This is a genomic window from Aporhodopirellula rubra (assembly GCF_014192335.1).
In the GTDB taxonomy this organism is placed as follows: domain Bacteria; phylum Planctomycetota; class Planctomycetia; order Pirellulales; family Pirellulaceae; genus Rhodopirellula; species Rhodopirellula rubra.
This window is the reverse complement of sequence record NZ_JACHXU010000011.1, coordinates 85,738-102,063: the sequence shown is the minus strand read 5'-3', so window position 1 is coordinate 102,063 and position 16,326 is coordinate 85,738. Positions and strand designations below refer to the sequence as shown.

Genomic DNA, 16,326 nt, shown 5'->3' with positions numbered 1-16,326 from the left:
AACCATTTTGCCTGACAAGCAAACGCGAGAGCGACAAGTCGCAAAAGCGCAACCTCATGTCGCAAATGGACATCACCCCGAGCGGTGCGACGATTACATTTGTTGCCTAATTAAGGACGCTTTCATCCCCCGAAACGACTTCCCCCGTCTCCCGTGATCATGATTCACCGAGCACGCAAACAGGCTTTTTTTTGGCGAAAGGGACAGCCTGTCATGAGCACAAATCGCGTCTTGGTTATTGATGGAAATCGGGTCGAGTTTGCGTCGGCACGATCACTGCCGCAAAACATGAACGCCTGCGACATTTCGCCATCCCCAAAGGGCCACTCAGGTTCAACAGACCACTCGGGAATCAAGTCGACCAAGACAAACGATTTTGAAAGCAAAGGCTCCCCAAACAAAGCGTCTTCCTCATCCGTTGGATCCGCACGCACGCGACAGGGTTGTCGCGGATTCGGGCAGGACGCCCGTGCGTTTATGACGACACCGGTCCGTGGAACGTCCCATCCCCGTTGCGGACAAAAGGCAAACAAGGTGACACACACAATCTGCCGTTCAGCAGCGTGCCGCGTCAGAGGTGAAACGGGCCAGTAATGACTTCCCTCCCCCGCAACCAACTGCGACTTTCGCGACGAACTGGTTTGAAGACCGCCGCTGCAGGCCTTTTATCACCCGCGATCACTTCTCTCGCGAGTGCGGCGACGCGCGATCCACTTCAATCAACACAATCGTCGCGCCTCCAAGGCCGTATCACGAAACGAGGCGTTTGCGGCAAAGGCAGCAAATGCGAATTGACGGGCGCGGGCTGGTATTACAACTGGTACTGGCAACCCACGCCTGGTCAACACGATGCCGAGTTCGTCCCCATGATCAAGGGAAAGATTGACGCGATCGATCGGAGCTTTGCACGAATCGAAACGCTCAAAACATCGCACAAAGTCACCCACCTGCTCGGATTCAACGAACCCGACAGTGCCAAACAGGGCAACACGAGCGTGGAACGCGCGATCGAACTTTGGCCTCGGTTAATGGAAACGGAATTGCGTTTAGGCAGCCCCGCCGTCACGGACAATCGCCGTGGAAAGGATTGGTTCAATGCATTCATGCAGACGGCGAAGTCCAAACGATTGCGGATCGATTTCCTCGCCGTTCATCGCTATCCCAACATCAAGGGACCTGAAAGCATCAAGAGTTTTTTGGCGTCGTTGCAGAGACTCTACATCGCCTACGGACTGCCGATCTGGATCACCGAGTTCGCGGGGCTGAATTTTGGCAGTAAGGATCGCAAGATGACCGTCGAAGACAACCGGCGATTCATGCAACACGCCCTGCCCATGCTCGAGCGTCTCCCTTACGTCGAGCGGTATGCGTGGTTTTCCAGTGGACCGAAAGACATCTCGAGCCTGTACGACTCCAGCACATCGAGCGGGCTCTCGCCTCTCGGCACCGTTTATCGAGCAGCGACGTCATGAATCGAAAACGCTCAATATCATGCTTGTTACTTTTCCTTTTTGGCCGGCGTCACAAACATCGCACACTCTGCGGCCGATGCCCCCGTCAGTCGCCAGACAAAGATGCCAATCGTGACCACGATCCTCAACAAAGATTTGGGACATGGCGACATCCATCGAGTTCCCCCAATTCCAAAACACCAACGCCATTGATCAACCCAATGGCTCTCAGTTCGATTCGATACACACAGTCCGCTCGCATGCGAAGCGAACTCGAATCCACCCCAACGTTAACCAATTAGTGATTATTAAAGTGCGTTCGACTTCGGAAGAAACCGAACGCTGATTGAGACCCTATTGAGATGAAAAACATGCATTCAAAATTCACGATTTTATGTCTTCTGTTCCTGACTCTAGCGGGAACAGTGTCGGCAGAAGAACAACGCGAAACCCAGCAAGAACGCGACGCCCGCATGTCGTGGTGGCGTGAAGCCAAATTCGGCATGTTCGTGCACTGGGGCGTCTACTCAGTCGTCGGCGGCGAACACAACGGAAAAAAACTTCCCAACAGTGCCGAATGGATGATGAACCGAGGAAAGATCTCGATCGCCGAATACTCAAAGTACGTCAAGCAATTCAACCCGACCAAATTTGATGCCGATGAGTTCGTCGCTCGCGCCAAAAACGCCGGCATGAAGTACCTCGTCATCACGGCAAAACACCACGACGGCTTCTCAATGTTTGGCTCACACTCGAGCCCCTACAATGTTGTCGACGCGACGCCGTTCGGCCGAGACATCATGAAGGAACTCTCCGTTGCATGCCAAAAACAAGGCATCCGCCTCGGCTTTTATTACTCGCAAGCACAAGATTGGCACCACCCCGGAGGAATTGGTAACAACTGGGATAAGTCAATCCAACGCGTCAGTAACGACGAGTACGTCAGCGAAAAAGCAGCCCCAGAAGTTCGCCAACTGCTGACCGAGTACGGACCGATCGGAATATTCTGGTGGGACACTCCACGCGCGATGAGCGAAGAGTCGTTCAACAGCCTGCACTCACTGACGAAATTGGTACCCGACGTCATCACGAACGATCGCCTGGGCAACGATTTCCCCGGTGACTACAAAACCTTCGAACGCAAAATTCCTCGCAGTGCGCCCCCGGGAAAAGACTGGGAAGTCTGCATGCCAATCAGCGGCAGCTGGGGTTACAAACTCGGCGACAACGACTTCAAGTCGACGTCGACTTTGATTCGCAACTTGATCGATATCGCCAGCAAAGGCGGCAACTACCTACTCAACGTCAGCCCGACCGGCGAGGGAACGCTGCTTCCACAAGCGATCGAACGACTCGAGCAGATCGGCGATTGGATGACCGTCAACAGTGAGTCGATCTACGGCACGACGGCCAGCCCAATCGGCGCCTTCGATTGGGGACGCTGTACCATGAAGTCCGCAAAGTCGGGTAGCTCAGCAAACTCCGACGACGACAGCCAACAAAACCATCTCCTCTATCTCCACGTTTTCGACTGGCCGAGCGACGGCAAATTGATGGTGCCCGGTCTGAAGAACAAAGTGCAGACGGCCCACTTGTTAGCCAACGGCCAAGTCCTCCAAACCGAAGCGACCGAAGACGGAGTGCTGGTGTCCCTTCCTAAAACGGCGCCCGATTCCATCGCCAGTGTCATCGCGGTGAAGGTCAGCGGACCGATCGAAACCGTCGCCGTCACACCGACTCCCGACGGCAAGGGAGAACTGGTCCTGACCGCAGACTCGTCCTACATCAACAACAACGAAGGCAGTCGCGAGGCGACGGTCCGCGAACACGACGGCATCCCTCACGTCGGCTACTGGCTCGACGACCAAGCGTCGGTGCAGTGGGACATCAAAATCACCCAACCCGGCAGCTATGTCGTTTCAGCCACTCTGTCGGTTGAAGGCGACAACACCACGTTCCGAGTCGGCCCGATGGGCGGTCAAATCGAAGCAACGGTTCCTTCGACGGGCGGATACGGAAAATATGTCGAACGTTCACTCGGAACGCTGCAGTTCGACGAAGCCGGTGAAACGATTATCCAGGCCAAACCGGTAGCCGGAAAATGGCAACCGATGAATCTTCGCCAACTGAAGCTGCAAAAGACCGAGGAATCGAAATGAGATATCGTCAGTGCCTTCGCTGGATCGCGTGTTTGACGCTTGCGTCATTCACCGTTCCTGCCAACGCGGAGCAAGAGAATCCGGCGAAGCCGCTGAACGTTTTGTTTTTCGTCTCGGACGATCTACGTCCGGACCTGGGGTGTTATGGCAACACCGTGATCCAAAGCCCCAATATCGATTCGCTCGCAAAGCGTGGAATGGTATTCCGGCACGCCTACTGCCAGCAGGCGGTTTGCTCGCCGTCGCGTTCGAGCGTCATGACCGGCGTCCGCCCTGACACGAACAAGGTATGGAACCTAACGACGCACTTTCGTGACGCCATGCCTGACGTGGTGACGTTGCCTCAGTTATTCAAAAACCATGGTTACGTCACACGAGGGCTCGGAAAAATCTACCATGGCGATTTGCAAGATTCTCCATCGTGGAGCCCATCGGAACCCGCTCCAAAGACCAACGCGAGCAGTCCGAGTCGCTCTCGATTCCACACACTCGTGAATCAAAACGCGGCGACGACGAAGCCGATCCCGACGACGAAAACCAACCGTGGGCAAGCTTTTCGTATCGCCGATGACCCGCCAAACAGCGGCGGTGAAAGTGAATTGGCCGAAGAGGCGATTGAATCGCTGCAAGAATTTGCGACTCAATCGCAACCGTTCTTTCTCGCCGTCGGCTTCCGAAAACCACACCTACCTTTCGTTTGCCCCAAAGCGTACTGGGACTTGTACGATCCTAACGAGATCCCCCGCGCCACCAATCGATTTTTGCCACACGATGCACCCGAGTATGCATTGGTCCGACGCAATGAGATGTGGAATTACAGCGGCGTGCCCGAGACCGATGACCTCCCCGAAGAGTACGCACGCAAACTCAAACACGGCTACTACGCTTGCGTCAGTTACATGGACGCTCAGCTCGGTCGGGTCATTGACGAACTCGACCGCCTCGAATTGGCCGACAACACAATCATCGTCTTGTGGGGTGACCACGGGTGGAAACTCGGCGAACACAACCGTTGGTGCAAACACAGCAATGTCGAAGACGACGCACGCGCCCCCTTGTTGATGTCGGTCCCGGGAATGAAGCACGTCGGTCAGTCGACCGACGCGTTGGTGGAGTTCGTTGACATCTACCCTACGCTCGCAGACCTCGCCGAATTACCACTTCCCGACGACCTGGAAGGCACTTCGTTCCGGCCCGTGCTCGATGCCCCAAACGAACCATGGAAGACAGCCGCGTTCAGTCAGTATCCCCGCAGCGTCAACAAACAACGGTTGATGGGTTACTCAATGCGAACCGGCCGGTACCGGTTCACTCGTTGGGTTGATGTCAACGACCACTCAAACGTCGACGCCGAGGAACTCTACGACCACCAAACCGATCCGCAAGAAAACCAGAACATCGCAGGAAACCCCGAACACGCTCAACTGATCCGATCGCTGCGAACGCAGTGGGAGGCAGGTTGGCAGGGTGCTATTCCTGAGAAAGCCCGCCGCTAGCGAAACTTTCCTTCGCGACGCTTCGACGACCACCGCTCGACATTCAACGCCTCAACTCACCTCCGATCGTCTCACCTCGCCTCGCCTGCCTCCACGCCTCCGATAGGTCCCCCCCATGCAATCGAATCGCCCCCCACTTCTCATCCTGTTCCTAATTACGGCAACGACCTCGCTATCGATCACGAGCCGAGTCCACGCGGATGATTCCTGGATCATCGACAGCCAATCCGACTGGCAAGAAAACACGGACACCCAGTCCGGTCTGAGCATCGACGACGGCGTCGCCGCCCCCACCGGTAAATCAGCCGTCTTTCGCAGCAAGAAGAAAACGTTCGCCAGCAAACGCACCGCTCAATCGATCACCATCGACCAATCACCCATTTGGCAAAACTGGAACCCCGTCAAAAACATCGGGCCGTCCAATCTAGGTGACGCTCCCGTCGTGCTGAGTCTCGGGCCGAACGATTATTGGATGTTCGGTCGCTACATGGCCCCCAACCGAAAATCCAAAGCATCCCAACGCAAAAAGGACACGAGGAACGTTACCAATTCGAGCGATACCCAAACGTCATTTGCCGCCAAACCTGCGACACTCGACGGTTTTGACATTCCGTTGCTAACGACCAACTTACCAAATCAGTTTGACGCCCCCGGTGGTGTCAACAATCACGGTGGCGGATACCACGCGTGGCAGAGCAAAGACATGGTGAACTGGGTCCACCACGGTATGGTCACCGAAGACTTCTCGAGATGGGTCACCACCGCCGAATTCGTCGACGGAAAATTCTACATCTATTACGACTATCCCAACGACCAAGACCCTCACCTTTACATCGACGAAGATCTCACCGATGGCAAACCTGGCAAGAACATGGGGATGGCGTTCAAAGACCCGTCGGACGGTTCGGACTGTAACTTCATCCGCGACCTCGAGGGAAACTTCCATGTAATCTACGAGGACTGGAGCCCGATCGATGCGAACAAACGATCATGGGATTCGCCTCTGGCCGGCCACGCGGTGAGCAAGGACGGTATCCAGGATTTCCAAATACTCGCTCCTGTTGTCGACAACCGCACAACGCCGACCGGCAAAACCGCAACGTACAAACACCCTCATTGGCTTCAGCACCCTGATTTCAAAACCAACGTTGCCACATACGATGTCCATGAACCGGAACAGGAAGCCTATGGCGATTGGGCCAGTGTTTGCATCGGCGGGCGATACTATCTGTTCGGCGATTACGATCCCGTTGGCGGCCACAGTATGAGCGTCGGTTGGTTCACGTCGCCGACGATCGATGGCCCGTTCGAGTGGTGTGACAACGTCGGACAAGGACACCCCGATCCTGACGTTTGTTTCGCCGAAGGTCAGTTCTATCTCATCACCCAACAAAAGACGGACTACACGAGTCCCGGCCCTTGGGTCGACGGCGTTCAAACTCGCGTGGGCGTCGACACCGACAACGATGGCGTTGCAAACGTTTGGACCGATTGGGCGACCGTAAAGGAAACCTACGACTACACACCCGGGTTTGCCAAGCAGGTCCAGAAAACGCCCGCATCGCTCGACCTTTCGAGTCTGCCCGCAGGATACGGTTTTCAGTTTGAGGTCAAACTAGACGACACCACCGAAAACAAATCGAAGCCGATGCTCGACAAAGTCACGCTCAGCTTCGACTGAGTCATGGAAAACTTGACTAAGCCCATTCGGAGCCTCGTTAAATTACAATCCAAGAAACGAATGTTCATTCAACAGCGTCCCCCATGCAGATTGCCTGATCTCCTACGCGGTCGCACATCGTCGATCACACGTCACGAATCACTCGGGACAAGGAGTGCCCCGTCCGTGTCATCATTCAAGAAACTAGCTAATAAGAAAATTCCGTGAACACTACCCGCCGAGACTTCCTCACCGCCAGCGTCGCAGGGACTGCAGCGTTTGTGTCCGCAAATTCCACTACCGCCGGCACCGCTGTTGCGAGCGGCCCGGTTCCGTCGTATCTCACTGACGTCGCCGATCTGTACGCAGACAATCCTCGCAAAGCGGCACTCGAATGGTTTCGAAACGCCCAGTTCGGTCTCTTCATTCACTACGGCTTGTATTCATTACTCGGCCGTCATGAATGGGTGATGATCAAAGAGAAAATCCGCATAAAGGAATACGCGAAGCTCGCCAGTCGTTTCACCGCAAAAAACTTCGACGCGGACTTCATTACCGACATGGCCCTCGAAGCCGGAATGAAATACATCAACATCACGACACGGCATCACGACAGTTTTTGCCTCTTCGATTCGAATTACACCGACTTCAAGAGCACCAACACCCCGGCGAAGCGAGACCTCGTCGGCGAGTTGGCTGACCAGTGCCAAGCAAAAGGCCTCGGCTTCTATCTCTACTATTCACATGGCCGAGATTGGCGGCACCCACACGCTCCCAACAATTCAGGATGGGGCGGTTCGGCACGGCCCAAGTACGATCCGCCGGAGGAATTTTATGCAACCGGCGATGATCATGATCTGCAAATATATGTCGAGTTCATGAAGAACCAGATCACCGAACTGTTAACCAACTACGGGCCCGTTGGTGGCATTTGGTTGGACGGTCACGCGACCCCCGCGTCGCGCCGTGCAAAAATGCACGAGTTCAAATTGCAGGAACTCTACGACCACATCCATTCACTGCAGCCCCAGGTATTGGTCTCCTACAAACAAGGGCTACTGGGTACCGAAGACTTCAAAGCTCCCGAACGTCACTGGAAAGGTCAATCAGACGTGCCACTGGAGATCTGTGACACTTTGCAACCGCATGGCTGGGGTTACATGAAGACCGACGACGGCAAGCACAAGACGGCCGACCAAGTCATGAAGATGCTCGCGACGGCCAAAAAGATGAAGGCAAATCTACTACTGAATACCGGTCCGCTTCCTGACGGTTCAATTCATCCGGAAGACCAGGCCACGCTAAAGGAAGTTGGCAAGCGATTGCGGAAATCTTAGCGGCAGGCGTAATCGTTCACTCGAACGAGTGATTCCACAAAAGGCTTGCAAACTCGGCGCAATACCAAACGAGATGCCTAACCCATCTCTGTCGTAACCACCGTCGCCCGATCTTGGTCTACGGCCGCCCACGTTCTAGCGAACGCGGCTACCTTGAAAAACCTACCCGTTGGCAGAGACGCTCTAGTGATCGACCGTTTCACTGGTCTGCAACTCGACCGTCTTCCCCGTTCGGAAACTTTCATCCGCCGCGGCGACAATCTTCATCGAGTTGACCGCGTCCTCGAGGTGATCTGTTAAGTCGTTCCCATTAACGATCGCGTCGAGAAAGAATTGCTGTTCTCGCAAGCAGAGCCCGTCATGGTCGGGTTCGTCGTCGAGGCGAATCCACTCATCGGGTTCCGCGAATTTGCCCGCTGAATTCAACGCACCATGGTGCAAACGGATGGATTCCGTTTTCGTATGCGCGTCGACGTTATCACTCTGCCCGGTCGATGACGCCGATTCAGCGACGATCGAAACCGCCCCTTTGGGACCAACGACATCTTTAACGAAGAATGCCGTTTCGCTCATCATCGGTCCCCATCCGGCTTCGTACCAGCCGACCGAACCGTCCTCAAACGTCACCTGCAGTTGCCCGTAATTGATCATGCCTTCCGGCAATTCATCGGTCAGTCGGGCACCAATTCCTGAAACTCGAACCGGACGTGATCCTGTCATTTGACACATGACATCCACATAGTGGACACCACAATCAACGATCGGCGATACCGTCGACATCAATTGCTTGTGGGTTTCCCATGTCGATCCCGAGGAGGACTGATTCAAATTCATCCGCATCACCAAAGGCTTGCCGAGCGTCTGTGCGATTTCGATGAAACGATTCCAACTCGGATGGTGTCGCAAGATGTAGCCGACGACAACTTTCCGATCCGTCTCCAACGCTTTCGAAACAATTTCTTCTGCCGCCTCAACGGAATCGGCAAGCGGTTTTTCGACAAAAACATGACATCCCGCGTCCAGCGCCGCGGTGACGAATCTCGCGTGCGTATCGGGCCATGTCGACACACAAACGGCGTCAGGCTGTGTCTCCCGAAGGGCCACGTCGAAATCCTGGAACGTCGGATAGTCGGCACCGAGTTCCGCGTTCAGTTTGGCACCGGACTCTTTGGAGCGAGTGCAAACACCGACGATTTCAAAACCATCGATCATTTGATAGGCCAGCGCATGGGAACGTCCCATGTTCCCTGCGCCGACACACAAGATGCGAACCTGTTTCATTGGAGAAGGCTGATCAAGGTCGCTCATTGCAGTGGTGTTCCGAAAAAAGAGGGAGGCAGGCATTGGGCCGCATCGTAGTCGACTAGATACTGCGCGTCGCGATGCCCACGTAAAAACGTCGCAGGCAATGCCGATGAAATCCGGTTCTCAATCGCCTGTTGCACGATTCGAGCTTTGTGCTCACCAAAGGCGAGCAATCGAATCCGCCGGGCCTGCAGAATAGTTTCCACTCCCATCGTGATCGCCAACAACGGAACGCGATCGAGATCGCCGAAATCCTTTACCGCGTCGTTGCGAGTTACCGTGTCGAGCCGGACGAGTCGAGTTCGAGAATCCCGCTTCGCCCCAGGCTCATTGAACCCGATGTGACCGGTTCGCCCGATGCCGAGTATCTGCAGATCGATACCGCCGCTTCGCAGAATTAACTCTTCATAGTCACGGCAATAACCGGAAACGTTTTCCAGCTCAACGGTGCCCTTGGGCAAGTGCACGTTACTGCGAATAATGTCAATGTGATTGAAAAAGTGTTCGCTCATGAACCGGTGATAGCTCTGCGCTGACTCCGGTTTGATGGGGTAGTACTCGTCGAGATTGAACGTAACGACGTTGAAGAACGACAATCGTTCCTCACGGTGCATCCGTATGAGTTCGCGATAAACACGAATGGGCGTTGAACCGGTCGCCAATCCTAAAACACAACGTCTGCTCTCAGCCGCTCGCTGACGAATCAGTGCCGCGATCTCCGCGGCAACTCGTTTGCACGCGTCCGCGGGCTCGCGAAAACGCACAACGGGCATCGACGGACCTGTCTGGTGTGTCATGCCGACTACATCGGGACTTTGCATGATACTTCTCATCAGTAGCTCGCTTGCAAGGAAGGGTTTGATGAGCTGTCATCCTCCAGAAACGGAAACAACTCTGATAGCAGGTCATCAGCGGGGTGCCCATGCCCGCGATGCTGAACGAATGCCTCGGCGGCTGACACGCCGATGTCGCCTCCACGAGCATGACTGTGCTGTCGCGTGGCAACCAAGTATTCATCGATACCGTTGTGAGCCCGCAACCACTCCAATTGAGACGCGTGACACGACAACATTTCAATTTTCAAATCGAGTTGGTCGGTGACTTCGATGTAAGTCGTTGGATTGATCGGCACGCCTAATCGGTCCACACCGGCATGTCCGTCGCAGTAGTACAGATAGGGAACCTGCGAACCATCGATCAAGGGCTCCTGCGACGCGTTGGGAGCCGCGTACACAAAACTCGCCGCGCGGCCGAGTTGACCGGTGATCTCGTGATCGGCGTGATAATCTGCCAGCGGCATGGTGATCACCAATGTCGGAGCGACCCGCCGAAACAAGTCGATTGATTTCTGCAACGCGTCCCGGTCATACACGAGCCGACCGTCCGGTTCGTTGAGTGTGTGAAAGGTGGCACCAATCAGTTCCGCAGCCCGCCTTCCCTCTTCGCGTCGGGTTCTTGCCGTCTCTTCGGGCCCTTCGAACATCGATCCGCAGTCGCCCGCGGTGACGGAGGTGATGTGAACTTCCCACCCTAATTTTCTCAATCGAATCAAGGTTCCCCCGCACGAAATCTCCGCATCGTCAGGGTGAGCCATGAACGCGAGAGCGACCTTTCGATGAGGGACAAGTACTCGGTTCCGCATGAAAGATGCCGCTGGCAAAAGGAGAATCAGGTAGGACGCAGGATATTCTGCAAACCTCCCCCTTGCATGTCTCCACGATTCTTGCCCTTTTATGGTACTCTCATTGCGCATCCGGAAGCATTCGCAGCCAAACGTGCGCATTTCACATCGTTCAACGACGGATCTGCACTTAGAGGTCCGACGTCCCCCCGAAAATGCGAATCGCCGGAGCGAATGTTTTCGCAATTCATTCAATCCAAAATCATTAACCACTGAGATTGCCCCCGATCCAGTTCGACATCGTCGATCGATGACACGCCGTGTGAGATTGCTCGCTCCAACCTGATGAAGACCTCGGCCTCATGAAAGCCTCCTACGAAAAACTGGTCCCTGACGACGGACAGTCGTTTCGATGTTTCAATCGTGCGAAACTCAAATCGCCCGTAAAGTGGCACCGCCATCCGGAAGTGGAACTGACCTACATTCCGACGGGCGTCGGTTCACGAATGGTCGGTGATCACATTGGCAGTTACACCGACCACGAATTGGTTCTGTTGGGATCGGGATTGCCTCACACCTGGGCATCAGACGAATACCGTGAACAGACCTACGACCGCCACACGGCATTCGTGCTGCAGTTTCATCCAGAATTTTTAGGGGCCGACTTTTTCGGTCTCAACGAACTGGTGGACGTACACCAATTGTTGCAACGCTCTAGTCGAGGATTGTGGTTTCCCGCGACAGCGGCGCAACCAATCGGTGAACAGCTCATGGAATTGGCTGACCAGCGTGGCGCCAACCGCCTAATAACACTGTTGTCGATCCTGAACGACCTCTCTCAGATTGTCGACACAGAGCCACTCGCATCGCCGCTCTATCGAGTGAGCTACAACGAGCAAGCTGAGACCAGAATTCGCACGATCTGCGACCACATCACTGAGAATTTGACCGATCCGGATTTGTCACACAGCGAGTTGGCGGATCTCGCGGAAATGAACGCATCGGCCTTCAGTCGCTTTTTCAAGCAATCAACAGGCCGAACCGCATCGGCGTACATCAACGAACTGCGAATCGGGTTCGCCTGTCGCTTGTTAACCGAAACCGACGATTCGATTTTGTCGATCAGTCAACAATCGGGATACCAAAACCTGTCGAACTTCAATCGTCGCTTTCAACAACACCGTAAGATGACGCCTCGCGAATATCGAAACCGATTCCGAAACACGGTTTGATCATTCGAGGTTGATGCGCCCGCCTCACGCGTGCATTTATTGTGATGCCGGTTTGGTCTGGCTGTCGAGGTTCAGGCAAAGACTGAACGCCCACGGTCCGTTCCCATTTTCGATTCGATACAGCACCTTGTTGTATCCCGCTTCGAACCGCACACGACGCATACCCTCGTCAATCTCCCACATCTTCAACACGTCACTGCTCGACCAAACGCGTACGTCGTTGATCCAGAGATCCGATCGGTCATCGCTCCCTACGGCAATCCAAACATCCGTGGGTGAATCGAAATGGATCTGCGTCCAGGCGTAGTAGATGACGTATTCCCCTTGCAGATGTCGAGGTTCGATCTTCGGCGACGTTGCCTGATAAAATCGCCATCCGATCGGCTCAATCGCTGCTCGCGTTCGATACGTCGCGTCGAGGTCGACCATGCTTTCGGGCGGGAACTGCTTGTGGATGTTTGCCCGTTGAGCATTGTCGAACGGTCCCAAGATGTACCACGAGTCCACAAACGTCCAACCTGACCTCGCCACCCCTACACGGCTTCCAAACCGTCGTGCCGGGGTGGCCGATGCCAGTTGTTTTGGCGATGGCGGTACGGATATAACCTTTTGATCGACAACAGTGAACTCGTGATCGCCATCGTTTCCGATCGAATCGGACGCTCGACGCGTCGCTTGTGCTGATTGATTCTTCTGATCACTGCGCCGCGCCATTAACGACGTCATGTCGCTGACCGCACCGCCGTCCTCCTCGGCGGATTGCGATCGCTCTTCGGCCGCATCCGCCTGACGTTCAGCCAGCGTGATCTGCAGTCCCTCGAGCTCAAGTCCCCGGGCGCGTTCCAGCAATGCTTGGGCAAACTCGGCCATCGTGGTGGCCTGTTGTTCCGCTTTGCTCAACGTCTCGATCTGGTGTCGCATCGCCACTTGTGTTCGCGCGGTTTGGTCCAACGCGGACTCATCGATTGCCGAACGTTGGGGTAAAGGAACGCTGACTAATTTTCTCGCGTCACTCGGTTTCATCGCCTGAACGAGAGCTAGGTCTGCCGAGCGAAAGTCTTTGAACCGTTGAGCGATTTTCCTTTCCAAATCACGTGCACGCTGGAACGCTTCCTGAGCATTAGTGGGCGATTGCGATAACTCAGCGGTCGTCACATCGGTGACAGGATTTAGCAATTTGCTTTTGCTCAACGCGATTTCCTGCGCCGTTCTCGCTTCCGCTAGCAGCGTCTCCGACTCCGTTCTCGACTCTTCCAAACGCGTACGGTGGAGCGTCAAATCGCGGTCGCTCGCATCCGCCCTGCTTTGGACGGACTGCAACTGAGCACTCGATCTCGCTTTACGTTGCTCGAGAGTTTCGAGTTGATGTTCGATCGTAGTCAACCGATGTTCGGCCACCTTGATCGAGTGTCGGGCAACGTTCGCCGTTTGCTTTTGCCGTTGTGACTCCTGGACGGATCGTTGCTGTTCTTTCAGAAGCATCTTTTCTTGGCTTTGCGACTTCCTAATTGCATGTTGGGCCGCATCGATCTCAGCTCGATCCTTCGTTGCTTGAGCGACTCGCAATCGGTTCTGAGCATCTGCGACGTTTTTCCTGGCTTGCTTGTATGCGTCACTCGCCAACTGTTTGCCAACTTCCGCCTCCGCAATCTTGGTGATCTCTGCCTCGGACGTTTCCTTGGCCTGTTCGATCGCAGCCAACGCCTCTTCCCGCTCCTGAAGTCGCGTTGCGATTTCGGTATCGATCTCTCGCATTTCAGCAACCTGGCGTGTGACCATCTCCACTGCGTGTGAGTTCTGGTGCGAGCGCCGGTCAATCTCGGCTTGCGCCGCCCCCGCATCACGATCCTTCGCATGGGCCGCCGCCAACGCTTGACTCGCGGTGACTTGCAAATCCACGATTTCGTCTATCGTGTCCGTTGGGCGTCCCGCAAGAGAAATGGCGGCCGCCATTTGTGAGAACGCTTCTTCTGCGGCGGTTTGTTCGTCAATGGCCGCCGTGCGAGCTTCGGCGAGTTCAATCGTTTTGCGGGCATCGGACGCGGATATCGCCTCATCGATGCTGCGAAGTGCACGCTCTTGTGCCGCCAACGCTTGATCGTGGGCCGTCATGGCATCATCGGACGCCGATGCGGTCTGCTCCGGATACGCTTGACGTAACTGCTCGACTCGCTCCTGTTCGAGACCTGCCATCGCCTCCAGCGTTTCCTCGAGCGATACGACCGTTTCCATTAAGTGACGTTCGTGAAGTTCGCGCACCTTTTCGCTGAGTTCCTCCAACCGCGCGCTACTGGTTACGCGAGAGGCATTCGCTTGGGAAGCCTTGGTGCGTGCGTCTTTACCGCCCAAAAGCAGCAAGATCAACACAAGAAAACCGCCGTGCACAATCAGCGAACCGAGCAGCCAGCGTGACTGAGCGGGCGACTGTCGTTGGCGATTGATCGAAGGTGACGTCATTTTGCGTCCGAATGGAAAGTGCGGTTTCTATCGCTTGTCCGCGACGTGCACCGCGACATTGGAGAGCGAACGCATATTCAACGCTTCGAGCACTTCAACGACATGCTCAAACGGTGTCCCACGATCGGCATCAATGCGAACCGGATGATCAGGTCGTTCACCAGCGATTTCATCGAGGCGACGCATGAACACACCTGGCGTGGCAACATTGCCATCCAAATACGTTCGCCCGACAACATCCACCGCGATCACGAGTGTTTGCGGATTGATCGCCACCTCGACCGCCTGCGTTGCCGGAGGTAACTGAACAGGCAGTTGCCGCTCGAGTTTCTTGAGCGTGGTCGCCACGAGGAAAAAGATCAACAAAAGGAACACGCAATCTATCAGCGGAGCCATCTGGGGTTCGATGGACTCCTCTTCGATAATTTCAGTCCTCATCGGACGGCCTCCACTTCCACCGCAGCGGATTCACGAGAGTCCGCCGTGACGGTTTCAACCGCTGACTCCGATGGTGCCGGAGCAAGAATCAACCAATCGCTAATCAATCCACTGGCGGCTTGGTCCAACGCCGCACTCCCGAATCCGATCTGGCTCTTGAGACATTGGTAGATGAACACGGCGGGGATTGCGATGATCAATCCGACCGCCGTCGTGACGAGGGCTTTGGCGATGTCGTCAGCGAGAATCGAGGCGTCACCCATCGAACCCGCGACCGCCACGGTCTCGAACGCACCGATCATCCCGAGCATCGTGCCGAGCAATCCGAGCAACGGCTCGAGCGTCGCGACAAGGGCGATCGGGAAGAGCCGCTGCATGTGCCGACGGATCTCCCGAGCGGCAACGTCACCGGCGAGTTGCGACACAACCTGATGCCCCGCGGAACGATGCCGGACGACCTCTTCGATCACGAGCCCGAGAAGACTCCCATCGTTGCCCGCCTTCTCAACCAATTCGTCGTATTTGCCTTCCTTCCATAACCGGTCGGCATCGTCAACCAATTTCGGCGGCACGAGAGCCTTCCCTCGCAAATGAACCAATCGCTCCAACGCCACCGACACACCAACGATCGAGAGCAAGATCTGGAGAACGACAACGATCCCGCCTTGGCGTAGCTTATGAACGAGTTCCTCCACCGCACTGGACTCTTGCGTCGAAAATTCAGCGGTGTCGAGAGCAGGTGAGTCGGTGCCCGATGAGGAAACCACCACGCCGCCGTCCACGCTCTCCGCTTGCGCGAACGACGCACGAGCACTGAGGCTGACCACGATTAAGCAGACCAAGACGACAACAGAACGCATCAAATTTCTCGATCGAAAGCGGTGTTGAGAGCGTTCGCTGGCGGGACGTATCCCGTCAATCCGACGCGTCTCACGGGACTGCGAAGCCGCCAATGCTACATTGTTAACAATCAACAGTCAAGCAGCTTCGCCGAGTCCTCGGCCAGAATTCCGCGTTAGTGGTCATTCGCCCCCCATCGAGCGAGATCGATACGCGTAGGGCAGTGTCGATGAGACCGCTGGGGCGATAAACCAACGCCTGGGGCGACTCTCGGCGAGAGTCGCCTACGGAGAAGACTGAATCGCTGGCAACAGAGAATCAGTAGGTGAT

The 16,326-nt window shown here is 55.4% G+C and carries 12 protein-coding genes; 6 read left to right on the top strand and 6 right to left on the bottom strand.

Translation table 11 applies throughout. The annotated features are described in order from the left end of the window. The first annotated feature begins 593 nt into the window (after nucleotides 1–593). The 5 genes from FHS27_RS15845 to FHS27_RS15825 all read left to right on the top strand — a co-directional run bounded on the left by FHS27_RS15845 (nucleotide 594) and on the right by FHS27_RS15825 (nucleotide 8,103). Nucleotides 594–1,472, top strand: coding sequence for a glycosyl hydrolase (locus FHS27_RS15845; RefSeq protein WP_184305888.1), 879 nt, complete (start codon nucleotides 594–596; stop codon nucleotides 1,470–1,472). A gap of 350 nt (nucleotides 1,473–1,822) precedes the next feature. Further along, nucleotides 1,823–3,610, top strand: coding sequence for an alpha-L-fucosidase (locus FHS27_RS15840; RefSeq protein ID WP_246419883.1), 1,788 nt, complete (start codon nucleotides 1,823–1,825; stop codon nucleotides 3,608–3,610). After that, nucleotides 3,607–5,106 carry a sulfatase gene (locus FHS27_RS15835; protein ID WP_184305886.1) on the top strand — a complete coding sequence of 500 codons (1,500 nt, stop codon included), beginning with the start codon at nucleotides 3,607–3,609 and terminating at the stop codon, nucleotides 5,104–5,106. Before FHS27_RS15840 ends, FHS27_RS15835 begins: the two co-directional genes overlap by 4 nt. Nucleotides 5,107–5,221: 115 nt before the next feature. Continuing rightward, nucleotides 5,222–6,787 carry a hypothetical protein gene (locus FHS27_RS15830; protein ID WP_184305885.1) on the top strand — a complete coding sequence of 522 codons (1,566 nt, stop codon included), beginning with the start codon at nucleotides 5,222–5,224 and terminating at the stop codon, nucleotides 6,785–6,787. Between the two features lie 203 nt (nucleotides 6,788–6,990). After that, the gene (locus FHS27_RS15825; protein ID WP_315854582.1) at nucleotides 6,991–8,103 is read left to right on the top strand and encodes an alpha-L-fucosidase; all 1,113 of its coding nucleotides are present in this window, start codon (nucleotides 6,991–6,993) and stop codon (nucleotides 8,101–8,103) included. 183 nt (nucleotides 8,104–8,286) lie between these two features. Here FHS27_RS15825 and FHS27_RS15820 read toward each other — a convergent pair whose 3' ends face one another. Genes FHS27_RS15820 through FHS27_RS15810 form a run of 3 tightly spaced genes read right to left on the bottom strand, consistent with a single transcriptional unit; the run spans nucleotide 8,287 to nucleotide 11,050 of the window. Beyond that, nucleotides 8,287–9,411 (bottom strand): Gfo/Idh/MocA family protein, encoded by a 1,125-nt coding sequence (locus FHS27_RS15820; protein WP_184305884.1) that lies wholly within the window; start codon nucleotides 9,409–9,411, stop codon nucleotides 8,287–8,289. Beyond that, complete coding sequence (gene nagB, locus FHS27_RS15815; protein WP_246419881.1) at nucleotides 9,408–10,229, bottom strand: glucosamine-6-phosphate deaminase; 822 nt, start codon at nucleotides 10,227–10,229, stop codon at nucleotides 9,408–9,410. Before nagB ends, FHS27_RS15820 begins: the two co-directional genes overlap by 4 nt. Nucleotides 10,230–10,240: 11 nt before the next feature. Further along, a complete protein-coding gene (locus tag FHS27_RS15810; protein ID WP_184305883.1) occupies nucleotides 10,241–11,050 on the bottom strand; it encodes a PIG-L deacetylase family protein in 810 nt (269 codons plus the stop codon). Nucleotides 11,051–11,391: 341 nt separating this feature from the next. On the opposite strand from FHS27_RS15810, the gene FHS27_RS15805 reads away from it, so the two are divergent. Further along, nucleotides 11,392–12,261 carry a helix-turn-helix domain-containing protein gene (locus FHS27_RS15805; RefSeq protein WP_184305882.1) on the top strand — a complete coding sequence of 290 codons (870 nt, stop codon included), beginning with the start codon at nucleotides 11,392–11,394 and terminating at the stop codon, nucleotides 12,259–12,261. A 36-nt stretch (nucleotides 12,262–12,297) separates the two neighbouring features. Here the strand turns inward: FHS27_RS15805 and FHS27_RS15800 are convergent, their stop codons facing one another. From FHS27_RS15800 to FHS27_RS15790, 3 genes are read right to left on the bottom strand one after another with little or no spacing between them, the layout of a single operon-like run. After that, on the bottom strand, nucleotides 12,298–14,718 hold the full coding sequence (locus tag FHS27_RS15800; RefSeq protein ID WP_184305881.1) for a hypothetical protein: 2,421 nt from the start codon (nucleotides 14,716–14,718) through the stop codon (nucleotides 12,298–12,300). A 27-nt stretch (nucleotides 14,719–14,745) separates the two neighbouring features. After that, the gene (locus tag FHS27_RS15795; RefSeq protein ID WP_184305880.1) at nucleotides 14,746–15,156 is read right to left on the bottom strand and encodes an ExbD/TolR family protein; all 411 of its coding nucleotides are present in this window, start codon (nucleotides 15,154–15,156) and stop codon (nucleotides 14,746–14,748) included. Continuing rightward, on the bottom strand, nucleotides 15,153–16,016 hold the full coding sequence (locus tag FHS27_RS15790; protein WP_184305879.1) for a MotA/TolQ/ExbB proton channel family protein: 864 nt from the start codon (nucleotides 16,014–16,016) through the stop codon (nucleotides 15,153–15,155). The genes FHS27_RS15795 and FHS27_RS15790 overlap by 4 nt, the downstream gene beginning before the upstream one ends. Nucleotides 16,017–16,326: the final 310 nt, after the last annotated feature.

What these genes read in the sequence shown, in the direction of transcription:
- FHS27_RS15845 (WP_184305888.1), top strand. Translation starts at nt 594, where the DNA reads ATGACTTCCCTCCCCCGCAACCAACTGCGACTTTCGCGACGAACTGGT.
- FHS27_RS15840 (WP_246419883.1), top strand. Translation starts at nt 1,823, where the DNA reads ATGCATTCAAAATTCACGATTTTATGTCTTCTGTTCCTGACTCTAGCG.
- FHS27_RS15835 (WP_184305886.1), top strand. Translation starts at nt 3,607, where the DNA reads ATGAGATATCGTCAGTGCCTTCGCTGGATCGCGTGTTTGACGCTTGCG.
- FHS27_RS15830 (WP_184305885.1), top strand. Translation starts at nt 5,222, where the DNA reads ATGCAATCGAATCGCCCCCCACTTCTCATCCTGTTCCTAATTACGGCA.
- FHS27_RS15820 (WP_184305884.1), bottom strand. Translation starts at nt 9,411, where the DNA reads ATGAGCGACCTTGATCAGCCTTCTCCAATGAAACAGGTTCGCATCTTG.
- nagB (WP_246419881.1), bottom strand. Translation starts at nt 10,229, where the DNA reads ATGCAAAGTCCCGATGTAGTCGGCATGACACACCAGACAGGTCCGTCG.
- FHS27_RS15810 (WP_184305883.1), bottom strand. Translation starts at nt 11,050, where the DNA reads ATGCGGAACCGAGTACTTGTCCCTCATCGAAAGGTCGCTCTCGCGTTC.
- FHS27_RS15805 (WP_184305882.1), top strand. Translation starts at nt 11,392, where the DNA reads ATGAAAGCCTCCTACGAAAAACTGGTCCCTGACGACGGACAGTCGTTT.
- FHS27_RS15800 (WP_184305881.1), bottom strand. Translation starts at nt 14,718, where the DNA reads ATGACGTCACCTTCGATCAATCGCCAACGACAGTCGCCCGCTCAGTCA.
- FHS27_RS15795 (WP_184305880.1), bottom strand. Translation starts at nt 15,156, where the DNA reads ATGAGGACTGAAATTATCGAAGAGGAGTCCATCGAACCCCAGATGGCT.
- FHS27_RS15790 (WP_184305879.1), bottom strand. Translation starts at nt 16,016, where the DNA reads ATGCGTTCTGTTGTCGTCTTGGTCTGCTTAATCGTGGTCAGCCTCAGT.